The following is a 14,639-nucleotide window of genomic DNA, read 5'->3' as shown; positions in this document are numbered from 1 at the left end:
TCTGCCTCCGAGCCAGCCATTTGCCGAGAGTCACGAAAGGACTTTACCCATGAAATCTGCCCTGAAACTTTGTATTTTTGCCGTCGGGCTGGTGTTTGGCCAGGCCGTGCTGGCCCAAGCCTCGCCGGTGTCTTCCCAGCTCCTGGCGCAGCGCGTGGAGATGGTGGGCGGCAAGCCCGTGCTCAAGCCTGCCGGCGATGGCAAACCGGGGGATGTCCTGCAGTACAGCGCAACTTACCGCAATACCAGCGCCGCTGCAGCCGGCAAGCTTCTGGCAACCATACCGGTGCCTCCGGGCACCACCTTTATCGCGGCAAGTGCCGAACCTGCACAGGCTCTGGCCTCAACGGACGGAAGCATCTTTGCACCCATGCCGCTGACGCGCATGGTCAAGCAGGCCGACGGCAGCGTGCGCAAAGAGCCCGTTCCCCTGGCTGACTATCGCGCCTTGCGCTGGGAAACCGGCACCTTGGCCGCAGGCGCCAGCACCGTGGTCAGTCTGCGTGTGCGCATCGATTCACCTGCAGCCGCACCGACTGCGAAACCGTGATGACGGCCAGCTTCCCTCGCAGCTGCGCCTCCCGCCATGCGGGCGGCGCATTTCGCCTTTCCGTTCCCCGTTAATTGTTTGTTGATTCACCGTTGTTAAGTAGCCAGGAGAAAAAGCCATGTATGCCAATCCTTCGAGTCCGCAGCCTTTAGGGTTGCAGCACTTCTTCACCCACTGGATTGTGGGATTGTTTGTCGCGCTTGCGCTGGCTCTGGCCGGCCTGGCGGCCCATGCCGCGCCGCCGCCCGCGGGCACGTCCATCAGCAACCAGGCCTCGGCCACGTACTCGGATGCCTCCGGCATTACGCGCACGGTCACGTCGAACGTGGTGCAGACCACGGTGCAGCAGATTGCGAGCTTGACCCTGGCGGCCAACGGCGCGCAGAACGCGACACCCGGCAGCGTGGTGTACTACCCGCACACCCTGACCAACACGGGTAACGGCACGGACACGTTCAACCTGACCACCAGCAATACCGGTGGCTTCTCGATGGCCAGCGTCCAGATTTTTGCCGACAACGGCAGCGGCACACCAACGGGCCCGGCGATCACTTCGACGGGCGCACTGGCCGCAGGCGGCCTCTTCAAGTACATCGTGGTCGCCACCTTGCCGGGCACGGCTACGGCGGCACAGACCAACACCATCACGGTGACCGGCACCAGCGTATTTGACCCGACGAAAACCCAGTCGAACACCGACGTGACCACGGCCACGACCAACGCAGTCGTCACGCTGACCAAGTCGGCCAGCGTATCCAGCGGCTCCGCCGGCACGGCCATCACCTACACCCTGACCTACACGAACACCGGTAACAGCACGGCCACCGCCGTGGCGATCACCGACGTTCTGCCGGCAGGCCTGACCTATACCGCGGGCTCTGCACGCTGGAGCGTGACGGGCGCCACGGCGCTGAGCGACTCTGGTGCCTCCAGTGGTTCTGCACCCAACACCCTGACTTCGGGCTACACCCTGGGCACCAAGACCCTGCTGGTCACGCTCAACCAGGTAACGGCTGGCCAATCTGGCACCATCAGCTTCGGCGTGACCGTGGCCGGGGGAACTGCACCCGGTGTGCTGAACAACACCGCCACGACGTCCTACAACAACGGCGCTACCACGGTAACGGGCGGCTCCAATACGGTGCCGTTCACGGTGCTGCAGACCGCCGCCGTGACGCTGACCGGCACCACGGTGCCTGGCCCGGCCGCGCCCGGCTCGACGGTAAGCTTCACCAACACGGTGACCAATACCGGCAACGGCTCCGACACCTTCAACATGACGCTGAGCACGGGCAACTTCCCGGCCGGCACGACCTTCCAGCTGTACAAGAGCGACGGCGTCACGCCGTTGGTCGATACGAATAGCGACGGCACGGTTGACACCGGCCCGCTGGCCGCAGGCGCCACCTACAACGTGATCCTCAAGGCCACGCTGCCGCCGAACGCGACCAACACCGGTGCGCCTTTCATCATTACCAAGACGGCCACCTCGGTGTTTGACCCGACCAAGACGGCCACCACCAACGACCAGTTGACCGCCGTGACTGCCGCGGCAGTTGATGCGACCAACAATCTGCCGACCGCCGTGGGTGTGCCCGGCGTGGGTGTGTTTGCCAACGGTGAAGGTGCCGCGCAGGTCACCAACACGCTGAACCCGGGCGCTTCGACGGTCTTCACCATCGTGGCCAACAACACCGGCCCGTCGCCGGACAGCTACAACCTGGGCGCCAGCACGGTGAACACCTTCGCCAGTGTGACGCTGCCCGCTGGCTGGACGGTCAGCTTCCGCGCCGACGGCGGCGTTGGCAACTGCTCGACCACCGGCGCGACCATCACCAACACCGGCTCCGTGGCCGCCGGCGGCAACGTAGTCGTCTGCGCGGTGGTGGGTGTGCCGGCCGGCTTTGCGGCAGGCACCACGCAGCTGTATTTCCGCACGCTGTCGCCCACGTCGAACGCTTCAGACACGCTGCATGACGCGGTGATCGTGAGCGCCGTGCGCTCGGTCACGCTGACGCCCAATGGCGCCGGCCAGACCTACCCAGGCGGCTCCTACGTCTACAGCCACACCTTGACCAATACCGGCAACGTGCTGGAAGGCAACGGCACGGTCAGTACGCTGACCCTGGCCGGCGCCGACAACCAGGCCGGCTGGACTTCCGCGCTGTACTACGATGCCAACGCCAACGGCGTACTCGACGCGACCGACCCTCAGATCAGCAGCACGCTGCATGCCGCGGGCGTCCTGCCTGCGGGTCTGGCTCCCGGTGCATCGATCACGGTGTTCAACAAGGTGATCGCTCCTAGCGGCGCAACCCCCGGTGCAGTGGACGCCACGACCATCACGGTCACGACCACCAATGGCAGCTACGCGACGACGGTTCCTGCCGTGGCTACTGCGGTTGACAGTACGACCGTGATCGCCGGCAACCTGACGCTGACCAAGGCGCAATCCCTGGACACGGCTTGCGCTGGCGCCAACGGTGGCACGGTCTACGCGGCAGCTACCCTGAGCGCCCGTCCCAACCAGTGCGTGCTGTACCAGATCACCGTAACCAACGTCGGATCCGCGAACGCGACCTCCGTTGTGGTGTCCGACGCGACACCTAGTTACACCACCCTGAGCAGCGCTGCGGCAAGCACGGTAGGTACCGTGACCGGCCCTTCCGCAGGCGCAGCGGGCACCGTCACCGCGACGATCGGCACCCTGACCCCTGGTCAGTCGGCTGTCGTGACTTTCGGTGTACGCATCAACCCCTAACCCGGGACTGACCTCAAGCGCGGGAAGCGAAAGCTTCCCCGCTTTTCAAAGGGCACGGCCGCGTGCCCTTTGGAAAGCGACGCCCTGTCGAAAACCGAACAACAAGCCCATCAACCATGCTTCCTCGCCCGCTGCGCAAGCTGCTGATCTCCTGCATGTTGCTGCTCTTCTGGGCAGCAGCACAGGCAGCGCCGACCCCGGCGGGGACGGTGATCAGCAACACGGCGACGGCGACTTTTGTGGACGCGGCGACGGGTCTGACGGTTCACCTCAACTCCAACACCGTGAACACCACGGTGGCGACGCTTGAGGCGCTCACGCTGGCATCCAGCCAGAACCTGTTGATCGGCGTAGGTTCGTCATTCACGATCAACCATAACCTTGCCAACACCGGCAACAGCACGACGAACTACCTGATCACGGCCAGCGTTTCCGGCGGCAGCGCCTTCACACCGCTCAATGTCCAGGTGGTGCTGGACGTCAATGGCAACGGTCTGGTGGATGCGGGTGAACCCGTGGTTCCTGCCGGAAGTCCCGTGATGGTTGCCGTTGGCGCCAATGCCGGATTGCTGATCACGGGTCAGATCCCGCCGGGCGCGACGCCTGGCCAGACGGCCCAGATTACCCTGAGTGCGTTGAGCCAGGTCCAGGGGGCCAGCGCGACCAACACCGATACGATCAATCTCACCAATGGTGCGGCAATCCAGGTCAGCTATTCAGCCTCGTCGGCCACCGCTACTCAGGGTGGTGCTCTCAGCTTTACCGCAAGGGCCATCAACAACGGAAACATGGCGGCCAGCCCGGCGAATGTGCTTGTCAATGGCGCACCGGTGGCGCTTTTCATCCTGCGCGCCCCGGTGCCGGTCAACACGGCCTTTGTCTCGGCCCTGCCGTCTACCAGTCCCGGTGCCCAGACGCTGTATCACCTGCTGGGCGGAGCGACCAACAGCTATGTCACGGCAATACCCGGTGGTGCCACGGTGGACGCCGTTGCCTGGGGCATTGCCGCGTTGCCTCAGGGCGGATTGTTCCAGGGAACATTTAATGTCAGCGTGAACGCCAACGCGTCTGGCAATGTGTCGGGCACGGCCTATGCGGACTGGACTGATGCCGCTGCACCGTTGACCACCACCAGCAATATGGTGGTGCTGCCGTTGCCGGCATACGCGGCAGACATCCTTTTCTACAGCAACGCTTCTTATGCCAACCGGACTGCCCTCGGTACGCCGGGCCATCCACTGTTTGTGCAGGCCAATGCCGCTGTGTGCAACGCTGACTCCACGACAGTGGGTACGGTGCCGATCACGCTGGTGAGCCGGCTTACGGGAGATTCAGAGACCTTTACGGCTGTGGAAACCGGCCCCAACACCGGCATCTTCCGCATCATGCCGAACGTTCCCACAGCCAATGCGGCGACGCACATCGTGGCTTCCGGCGACGGCATACTGGAAGTGCTGCGAAACGACACGGTGACGGCCACGATTTCCTCCTGCGGCGGCATCACCGTCTCGGCGACGACCACGCTGCTGGTGGATCCTTCCGGCATCGTGTTCAACTCATCCACCAACCAGCCTGTTGCCGGCGCCACGGTAGCGCTGATCGACGTCACCGGTGCCGGCAATGGCGGGGTTCCCGGTGGGCCAGCCGTCGTGTTCCAGATAGATGGGGTAACGCCGGCTCCCAGCGTTGTCGTGACAGCTGCCGACGGGTTTTATGAATTTCCGCTGGTGGCCAACAGCACATACCGGCTGGTAATCACCCAACCGGCGGGCTTCACCTTTCCATCGCTGCTTCCTGCCGGGGTACAGCCTGCGGGTCGGCTGATCGATACACCGGGCTCTTACGGAGGCAATTTCGTCGTGGCGGGTGCGCCTGTGCATTTCGACGTACCCCTGGATCCTGGTGCGAATGCGGGTGGCCTGTTTATCCAGAAAACAGCCAACAAGAAGACAGCAGAAATCGGGGACTTTGTCGACTATTCGATCAAGCTCAATAACGTCAGTGCGGGGGCGCTCCCCGGTGTTGTGGTCAGCGACAGCCTGCCAGCCGGCTTTGCCTATGTGCGCGGCACGGCACGGCTCAACGGCGTGCCCCTTGCAGACCCTTCAGGCGGTGCGGGTCCCAGCCTTCAGTTTGCGGTGGGTGCCATTGCCTCCGGCTCACAGCCGACGCTGACCTACCGTGTGCGCGTCGGCGTGGGCAGCCAGGGCGGCGACGGTATCAATACGGCGCAGGCCGCCAGCGGAGTGGTGCGGTCCAACCGGTCCAGCGTTCGCGTCCAGGTCGTTGGTGGTGTGTTTTCCAACAAGGCCTATGTGATCGGCAAGGTGTTTGCCGATTGCAGCCGTAATGGTGTGCAGGACGCTGGCGAACCGGGTATTCCGGGCGTTCGGATTTATCTGGAAGACGGCACCTATGCCGTGACGGACGAGGAAGGCAAATACAGTTTCTACGGCCTCGAGCCACGCACCCATATCGCCAAGATCGACAGCATCACATTGCCTGCAGGTGCTTCGCTCCAGGTGCTCAACAACCGGAATGCCCTGGATGCAGCCAGCCGTTTTGTGGACTTGATCAATGGCGAACTCCACAAGGCCGACTTTGCCATCGCCGAATGCACGCCTGCCATTCAGGAGCAGATCGCGCTTCGCCGAAAGGCCTTGGGCAATCCGTCGGAGATCGCCCAGGCTGCAGGCCAGTTGCTGCAGTCCAGCCGTGCAGCCTCGGTGGACAGCCGGACGCTTCCCTCCAGTGGCGTGCTCGGTCTGCCCGGAGCACAGAAAAACAATACTCCCGCAGGTTCGGTGGCACCGCTGCCGGGCACCCTGGGCGCAGTGGGCGATCCGGGCGGACCATACGCGCCTAACGCCCAGGGGTTGCCCAAACCTATTTACACGCCTTTGGAGGTCGCGTCGGAGTCTGTGCCACCTTCCGCGGTTTCCGCTGCCGAATCACTACAGGCAGTCGTTCCACTGGAAGATCTCCTGCCGGAGCTCAATGGTGAAACGGGTTTTGTCGGGCTGGTCAACGAGCAGGTGTTGCCTTCAGCCCAGACCCGCGTCCGGGTGAAAGGCCCGCTAGGCGCCACGTTGGAAGTCACCCTCAATGGGCAACTGGTACCCGCCACGCAGGTAGGCAAGAAGAGCAGTCTTGAGAAGAACCGCGTCGTCGCCTGGGAATACATCGGTGTTGACCTCCGCCCCGGCCGCAACACGCTGGGCGTGCGCGCTGTTGACGGTTTTGGCAATGCGCGTGGAACCGCACAAGTCACGGTTCTGGCTCCGGGAACTTTGGCAAGAATCGAAATCGATGCGCCGAAACAGCTGATTGCTGACGGCGCGACTGCCGTTCCCGTCACCATCTCCCTGCGCGATGCGCAAGGGCTGCCGGTGGTTGTGCGTACCCAGGTGACGCTGCAGGCAAGCCTTGGCCAGTGGCAGACTCCCGACCTGGATGCACGCCAGCCCGGCACGCAGGTCTTTGTTGAAGGTGGTGAGGGCCGCTTTTTGCTGTTGCCACCAGCCCAGCCCGGAAAGGCGGAGCTTGGTATTGCCAGTGGCACCGTCAAGTCTGTGGCGGCCATCGAGTTCATGCCCAACCTGCGGCCCATGATTGCGGCCGGTATTGTGGAGGGCACCCTCAACCTGCGCAGCCTCAATCCTTCCGCATTGCAACCTGCGCAGAGCGGCGATGTTTTTGAACGGCAGATCCGGAGCACGTCGCGCAGCTTTGCGGGCGGCAAGGGCGAAGCGGCTGCGCGGACTGCGCTGTTCCTCAAAGGCAAGGTGCTCGGTTCTTCACTGCTGACGCTGGCCTACGATTCCGACAAGCCTTCCAATACGGCGCTGTTCCGCGATATCCAGCCCAACCAGTTTTACCCGGTGTATGGCGATTCGTCGGCGCGTGGCTTTGACGCCCAGTCCACCGGCAAGCTCTACGTGATGCTGCAAAACGGCACCAACTACGCACTGCTGGGCGACTATTCAACCCAGAGCGACAACGCCGCACGTCAGCTCACGCAATACGCGCGCGCCCTGAACGGTGTCAAGGGCCGTTACCAGGAAGGCGCAGTGACCGTGGAAGGCTTTGCAAGCCGCACGGCGACGACGCAGCTGGTGCAGGAATTCCGCGCCAATGGCACTTCCGGGCCGTTCCGGCTCAACATCAACGGTGTGGTCAATAGCCAGCAGGTCGACATTCTCACGCGCAGCCGCAGCCAGGCGTCGGTCATCGTCAATGACACACCGCTGGCGCAGTTCACCGACTACGAAATCGAACCTTTCAGCGGTCAGCTCCTGCTCAAGACCCCGGTTCCGAGCGTGGACGCCGACCTGAATCCGATCTTCGTGCGGGTTAGCTATTCGGTGGACTCGGGCGGCCCCAAACATACGGTCGCCGGCGCCGATGCGCGCCTGGAAGTCCTTCCGGGTATATCGCTCGGCGCGACGGCGGTGCAGGACACCGACCCCGCCAATCGCCAGAATCTCAGCGGACTGAACGTAACGGCGAAGCTGGGCGAAAAGACCGTGGCCACCGGCGAAATCGCCCGCAGCAGTACAGACCTGCAGGGCAACGGCTCAGGCCAGCGCGTGGAAGTCCGCCATGACGACCAGGCGCTGCAGGCGCGTGTCTGGGGTGCGCGCACCAGTGCGGGTTTTTACAACCCCAACAGCGTGCAGTCGGCCGGCCAGTCTGAATACGGCGCAAAAATCGGTTATGCAGTGGATGACAAGAACAGGCTTGTCGCTGAAGCGCTGCGCACTGCCAACAGCGTGACAGGCGCGGCACAAACCGGCGCGGACCTGAAGCTCGAACACAGCCTGCCCGGAAATGTGAAGGTGGAAGTTGGCGTGCGCTATAGCAGCGCCAACACCGCCGCTGCGCTTTCCGGTCCGGCCTTGCCTGGCAGTAGCGTTCCGGTGACGCCTTCCGCCACGGCGCTGGCTTCAGGCTCGTCCGAGGAGGTGGGTTACACCACGGCGCGGGTCAAGGTGACGGTGCCGGTTCCGGATGTGCCCCAAGCCGACGTCTACGGCCTGGCCGAATACGCGATCGACGGCAGCGGCGGCCGGGAGGTCGGCGTCGGCGGCAACTATGCCATCAATTCCACAACGCGCCTGTATGCGCGCCACGACTTCATCAATAGCCTCAAGAGCATTTACACGCTCAATGCGTCGACTTCGCAATACACCACCGTTGCCGGCCTCAACACAGAACTGCCGGACAGCACGCAGCTGTTCAATGAATACCGCATGGGTGACAGCATCAACGGCCGCAGCAGTGAAGCAGCCGTTGGCCTGCGCAGGCTCTGGCGCCTGGACAACGGCGTCGGCCTGACAGCCAGCTTGCAGCGTATCAAGCCGTTGTCGGGTGTGACTATCGACGACTCCAGCGCCGTTACCATCGGAGCCGACTACACGGCCGCGGCCACCTGGAAAGCGTCCGGCCAGGTGCAGTGGCAGACATCGGCCACTTCGAGCAGCTGGCTGCTGACGGGCGCGCTGGCCAACAAGCTGGACGAAAGCTGGACCCTGCTCAATCGCGGCCTCTACAGCGAGCTGACCAACCTCGGCGCCACGGGCGGCAAGCGTGAATTGATTACAGCCCAGTCCGGCGTGGCCTATCGCCCGGTGAGCACTGACGTGTGGAATGCGCTGGGGCGTATCGAATACAAAAAGGACTCGGACAGCACCCTGGGCCCGGGTGTCAGCCGCGATGAGTCCGGGCTGATTCTTTCCACCCACCTCAATATCCAGCCCAGCCGCAGCTGGGTGACGAGCGCACGCTATGCCGCCAAATGGGGCCGCGACAAGTCCAACGGCATTAGCAGCCGCTCCTTTACACAGTTGATCGGCGGCCGCTCCACCTGGGACCTTACCGAGCGCTGGGACGTCAGCCTGCAGGCCTACCGCATGTGGGGTAACGGTGCTGCGGAGACCGCGGTGGGCGTGGAAGTCGGCTACCTGGCGTGGAAAAACATGTGGGTGTCACTGGGCTACAACATCAAGGGTTTCAGGGCCGCTGACCTGGCGGGCGAAGCCTACACCCAGCGCGGTGTCTACCTGCGTGTACGCTTCAAGTTTGACGAGAATGTGTTCGAACCGGCTGGCACGGCCACTGCCTCACCTTCCAACACGGCGGGTCCCAAATCATGATGTTCTTTCAGCGTCCAGGCGTTTCCTCTTTTGCCCGTGACTTGCGTCCGCAGTCGTGCACGGCGGGCCGCATGGCATGGGCCGCCGTCATCATGCTGGTGGCTGCGCCGTGGGCAATGGCGCAGACGACCTTTAACTACACAGGCGCGTTGCAAACCTATACCGTGCCGGCGGGTGCTGGCGGCGTGATCATCCAGGCCAACGGCGCTGGCGGCGGCAGCGGCGGCAATGACTTGAACGGCGACGGCGGCGCCGGCGCCGCGGGTGCACGGGCCACCGGCACTTACTACATCGCTCCCGGCACCGTGCTCAATGTGGCCGTCGGACAGGGTGGCCGGCCCGGCAACACATCGCAAGGTGCTTTTACCTGCGCCAACGCGGCGGGCGCGGGCGGCCTTGCGGGCGGTGCTCCGGGCTGGGCCGGCGGCTCCGGTGGCCAGGCCGGCTGCAGCGGCTGGTCCGGCGGCGGTGCCGGCGGCGGTGCCGCCAGCGTGGTGGCCACGGCCGCCAATGCCAGGCTGATCATCGCCGGCGGCGGTGGCGGCGGGCAGGGCGGCGCGCTCGACGTGCCGGGCCGCGCCGGCCTGCCGGCAGCGATAACGATCGGCACCTTGCAAGGCGGGGCCGGCACCGCCGGCACGACGCGTATCGGCGACGGTTCCGGCGGCGGCGGTGGTGGCGGCGGTTGTGCGGCCGGTGTGGGTGGCGCGGAACTGGTGGACAGCAGCGGTGCCAACGCCACCCGCCAGGCCACGGGAGGCGGCTCCTGCCGCGACACGGTGCTGATTTCAGCCTTCACCGCGAGCGCCTCGGCGGGCGGCGCGGGCGGCGCTTCCGTCACCGGCACAGCGCCGGGTACCGGCAATCCCGGTGGCGACGGCTCCGTGACCATCACGCCCATCTACCCCACGCTGACCGTCACCAAGTCGCAGCCCAGCCCTGCGTTGCAGGTGGGCATCAACAGTGTCTACACCCTCACTGTGGCGACCACCACCACGACACCGGCCTTTGTCGCGCGGGTGGTGGACCAGCTCCCTGTCAACATGACCTACGTCAGCAGCAGCGGCACCGGCTGGACCTGCTCGACCGCGGCCAATGCCGGCGGCACGCTGGTGACCTGCAATTTCGTTGGCACCATCACAGCCAGCGGCGGCACCTCGACGCTGCAGATCACGGCAAGACCGACGAGCAACATCACGGTCACCAACTACACCGCCGTAGACCCGGCCGGCGGCACCAGCCCACCGACCCCGACCACTTGCACGGCTGCCAACACGCCGAGCGCCGGCTGTGCTGCGCCCGTGGTCAGCGCAGTGGCCCTGGGTTTCGGCGGCAACGTTTACAGCGACCCCAACCACAACAGCAATCTGGACGCAGGCGAGGCCGGCATAGGCGGAGCCAGCGCACTGTGGGTCAAGCTTGCGCCACGCACGGGCGGCACCTGCACGGGGCCGGCCACCGTGGCTGCCTCGGTCAACCTGACCACCGGCGCTTACAGCTTCACCAACATACAGCAGGGCAACTATTGCCTGATCGTGGATGGCAATAACACCCTGAGCGACATCGCGGCTGCGTATCCGGCCGGCTTGATCGGTACGCAGAACCCCACCGGCGTGATTCAGTTCAGCATCGTGGGCGCGCCGCCCCCACCGCAGAATTTCGGCCTGTACAACGGCAGCACGCTGAGCGGCAACGTGTTCGCCGACAACGGCGCGGGCGGCGGCACCGCCAACAACGGCGTGAAGGCCGGGACGGAGCCCGGCCTGGCCGGCATTACCGTCAATGCCATGCAGGGTGCGACGACGGTGGACACCGAACCCACGGCCAGCGATGGCAGCTTCATTCTGTGGATTCCCGGTGCCACCAGCGGTACCGTGGTCCTCACGCCCGTGCTGCCGTCCGGCTATACCGCCACCGGCGGCTCGGCGGGCACCACGGGCGGCACTTACACCCGCCCCAGCGTGAGCTACACCGCCGGCTCCGGCCTGACCCGGACCGGCATCAGTTTCGGCATGGTGGCACCCAACACCTTGGGTCCCAACGGCGCACAAACCGCCCAGCCCGGCACGGTCGTGTTTTACGCCCACACCTACACCGCCGGCACCGGCGGGCAAGTCACCTTCTCGATGGCCAACACCGCCACGCCGGCCAGCCCTGCGTGGAGCCAGGTGCTGTATCAGGACAGCAATTGCAACGCGGCGCTGGAGGCCAGCGAGGCGCAGGTCACCACAGCTCTCACCGTCACCGCCGGGCAGACCGTCTGCCTCATCGTCAAGCAGTTCGTACCCGCAGGCGCCGGGCAGGGGGCGCAGAACAGCGTAACCCTGAGCGCCGCTTTCAGCTACACCAATGCCAGCCCGGCGCTCAGCGTCAGCACCCTGCTTGTCACCGATATCACCACCGTCGGCCAGGCTGGCGACCTGTCGCTGGCCAAGCTGGTGAGCAACGTCACCCAGGCCATTGCAGCGGCCACCAGCGTGAACGCCAGCCCTGGCGACACCCTTCAGTACACGCTGACGGCCACCAACAACGGCACGCAGGCGCTGTCCACGCTGTTTGTGAGCGACTCGACACCGGCGTTCACCGGCTTCGTCTCAACCGCCTGCCCGGGCGTGCTGCCGACGGGTATTACGGGCTGCGTTGTGACCACGCAACCGGCCGTGAACGCGCAGGGCGCGCTGAAGTGGACTTTTACCGGTTCGCTGGCCTCCGGGGCCCAGATCGTTGTCACTTATCGCGTCAAGGTCGACCAGTAAGCTTGTTGATGAGGAAGAAGGCTGCTGCCCTGGGACAATTGGTTGATGGTCTTCTCGTTCCGGCCAATAAGGACGGGCGCAAGCAGCTATCAAATTAATAGCTGCTTGCGCCCGTCCTTATTGGCCCCGGAGCCGGATTCTTCATCAATATTCCCGCTGATCGGACACGCTTGTCAGGCGGCTTTGGGCTGTGACCGGGCATTCCGGTCAGGCACTCTTGCCGCGCATGATGGCAGCCGATACATCCGCGGTTGTTTCGGCATAGCGCTTGAACTCCATGGTGTAGGTCGCACGGCCCTGCGTGAGCGAGCGCAAGGTGGTGGAATAGCCGAACATCTCCGACAGTGGCACTTCCGCGCGTACCAGCTTGCCGCCGCCGCCCGCGATGTCTTCCATGCCCTGCACCATGCCGCGGCGTGATGAGAGGTCGCCCATCACGTTGCCCATGAAGTCCTCGGGCATTTCGACCTCGACCGCCATCACGGGCTCCAGCAGCACCGGCTTGGCGCGGCGCATGGCTTCCTTGAAAGCCAGGGAGCCGGCCATGCGGAAAGCGTTTTCGTTGGAGTCGACGTCATGGTAGGAGCCGAACACCAGCGTGGCTTTCACATCGACCACCGGGTAGCCCGCCAGCACGCCGGCCTTGAGCGTTTCGACAATGCCTTTGTTCACGGCCGGAATGTATTCGCGCGGGATCACGCCGCCCTTGATGGCGTCGACGAACTCATAGCCCTTGCCAGAAGGCTGCGGCTCCAGGTTGATCACTGCGTGGCCGTACTGCCCGCGCCCGCCCGACTGCTTGATGAACTTGCCTTCGACATCGTTCACCGCCTGCCGGATCGTTTCACGGTAGGCCACCTGCGGCTTGCCCACATTGGCCTCGACGCTGAACTCGCGCTTCATGCGGTCGACCAGAATTTCCAGGTGCAACTCGCCCATGCCCGAGATGATGGTTTGGCCCGACTCCTCGTCGGTGTGCACGCGAAATGACGGGTCCTCCTGCGCCAGGCGGTGCAACGCGATTCCCATCTTTTCCTGGTCGGCCTGGGTCTTCGGCTCCACGGCTTGTGAGATGACGGGTTCAGGGAACACCATCTTCTCCAGAATGATGACGTGGGCCGGGTCGCATAGCGTGTCGCCGGTGGTCGCCTCTTTCAGGCCCACGGCGGCGGCGATGTCGCCGGCGTACACCTCCTTGACCTCGTTGCGTTCATTGGCGTGCATTTGCAGGATGCGGCCCAGGCGCTCGCGCTTGCCCTTGACGGGGTTGTAGACCGTGTCGCCGGCCTTGACCACGCCCGAGTAAACGCGAAAGAAAATCAGTTGACCGACATAGGGGTCAGTCATGATCTTGAAGGCCAGCGCGGAGAAGGGCTCGTCGTCTTTCGGATGGCGCTCGGCCTCACCGTCGTCTTCGGTATGGCCCAGTATGGCAGGCACGTCTACAGGCGAAGGCAGGTAGTCGATCACCGCGTCCAGCATCGCCTGCACGCCCTTGTTCTTGAAGGCGCTGCCGCACAGCATGGGCACGATCTCGTTGGCGACCGTGCGCTGGCGCAGGCCCTGCTTGATCTCGTCTTCGGTCAGCGGCTCGCCTGCCAGGTATTTGTTGAGCAGCTCGTCGTTGGCTTCGGCGGCCGCCTCGATCATTTTGGTGCGCCACTCGTTAGCGGTCTCCACCAGGTCTGCCGGGATCTCACCGTACTCGAAATGCAGGCCCTGGCTGGTGTCGTCCCAGATGATGGCTTTCATCTTGACGAGGTCGACCACGCCCTGGAAGTGGTCCTCGGCGCCGACCGGAATCTGCACCGGGACAGCCACGCCCTTCAGGCGCTCGCTGATCTGGCGCTGCACGCGGAAAAAGTCCGCGCCCACGCGGTCCATCTTGTTGACGAATGCCAGGCGCGGCACCTTGTATTTGTTGGCCTGGCGCCAGACGGTTTCTGACTGCGGCTGCACGCCGCCCACGGCGTCATATACCATCACCGCGCCGTCGAGCACACGCATGGAGCGCTCCACCTCGATGGTGAAGTCCACGTGGCCGGGAGTGTCGATGATGTTGATGCGGTGCTCGGGGTAGTTGCCGGCCATGCCTTTCCAGAAGGCAGTGGTCGCTGCCGAGGTGATGGTGATGCCGCGCTCCTGCTCCTGCTCCATCCAGTCCATGGTGGCCGTACCTTCATGGACTTCGCCGATCTTGTAGTTCACACCGGTGTAAAACAGGATGCGCTCGGTCGTAGTGGTTTTGCCGGCATCAATGTGCGCACTGATGCCGATGTTGCGATAACGCTCGATAGGGGTGTGGCGGGGCATGACGAACTCCTTTTTGTGCCGGCCAGCGCGTGTTGGAGTTGTGGCGTGGCCGGGCTCGCCAGTTTGCGCCAAAGCGCCGGTTTTTGCTCGGTTTTCCCCGAGCA

5 protein-coding genes are annotated in these 14,639 nt (G+C 64.3%); 4 read left to right on the top strand and 1 reads right to left on the bottom strand.

Features of this window, described 5'->3' with window-relative positions:
- The first annotated feature begins 49 nt into the window (after positions 1-49).
- The 4 genes from AC1D1J_RS18780 to AC1D1J_RS18765 all read left to right on the top strand — a co-directional run bounded on the left by AC1D1J_RS18780 (position 50) and on the right by AC1D1J_RS18765 (position 12,222).
- Positions 50-550, top strand: a complete 501-nt coding sequence (locus tag AC1D1J_RS18780; protein ID WP_477695534.1) for a hypothetical protein — start codon at positions 50-52, stop codon at positions 548-550.
- A 118-nt stretch (positions 551-668) separates the two neighbouring features.
- Positions 669-3,311 (top strand): beta strand repeat-containing protein, encoded by a 2,643-nt coding sequence (locus tag AC1D1J_RS18775; RefSeq protein WP_477687078.1) that lies wholly within the window; start codon positions 669-671, stop codon positions 3,309-3,311.
- 116 nt (positions 3,312-3,427) lie between these two features.
- A complete protein-coding gene (locus AC1D1J_RS18770) occupies positions 3,428-9,466 on the top strand; it encodes an SdrD B-like domain-containing protein (protein WP_477695533.1) in 6,039 nt (2,012 codons plus the stop codon).
- Between the two features lie 71 nt (positions 9,467-9,537).
- Positions 9,538-12,222, top strand: a complete 2,685-nt coding sequence (locus tag AC1D1J_RS18765; protein ID WP_477695532.1) for a hypothetical protein — start codon at positions 9,538-9,540, stop codon at positions 12,220-12,222.
- A 207-nt stretch (positions 12,223-12,429) separates the two neighbouring features.
- Here AC1D1J_RS18765 and fusA read toward each other — a convergent pair whose 3' ends face one another.
- Positions 12,430-14,535 (bottom strand): elongation factor G, encoded by a 2,106-nt coding sequence (gene fusA / locus AC1D1J_RS18760; protein WP_477695531.1) that lies wholly within the window; start codon positions 14,533-14,535, stop codon positions 12,430-12,432.
- Between the last annotated feature and the right edge of the window lie 104 nt (positions 14,536-14,639).

The sequence above is a fragment of the Polaromonas sp. P1_F8 genome (assembly GCF_056405635.1).
The sequence above is the reverse complement of the archived record's forward strand: the minus strand, read 5'-3'. Positions and strand labels throughout refer to the sequence as shown.

Bases quoted from the DNA above. Each gene is read 5' to 3' on its own strand.
- AC1D1J_RS18780 (WP_477695534.1), top strand. From the start codon at position 50: ATGAAATCTGCCCTGAAACTTTGTATTTTTGCCGTCGGGCTGGTGTTT.
- AC1D1J_RS18775 (WP_477687078.1), top strand. From the start codon at position 669: ATGTATGCCAATCCTTCGAGTCCGCAGCCTTTAGGGTTGCAGCACTTC.
- AC1D1J_RS18770 (WP_477695533.1), top strand. From the start codon at position 3,428: ATGCTTCCTCGCCCGCTGCGCAAGCTGCTGATCTCCTGCATGTTGCTG.
- AC1D1J_RS18765 (WP_477695532.1), top strand. From the start codon at position 9,538: ATGGCATGGGCCGCCGTCATCATGCTGGTGGCTGCGCCGTGGGCAATG.
- fusA (WP_477695531.1), bottom strand. From the start codon at position 14,535: ATGCCCCGCCACACCCCTATCGAGCGTTATCGCAACATCGGCATCAGT.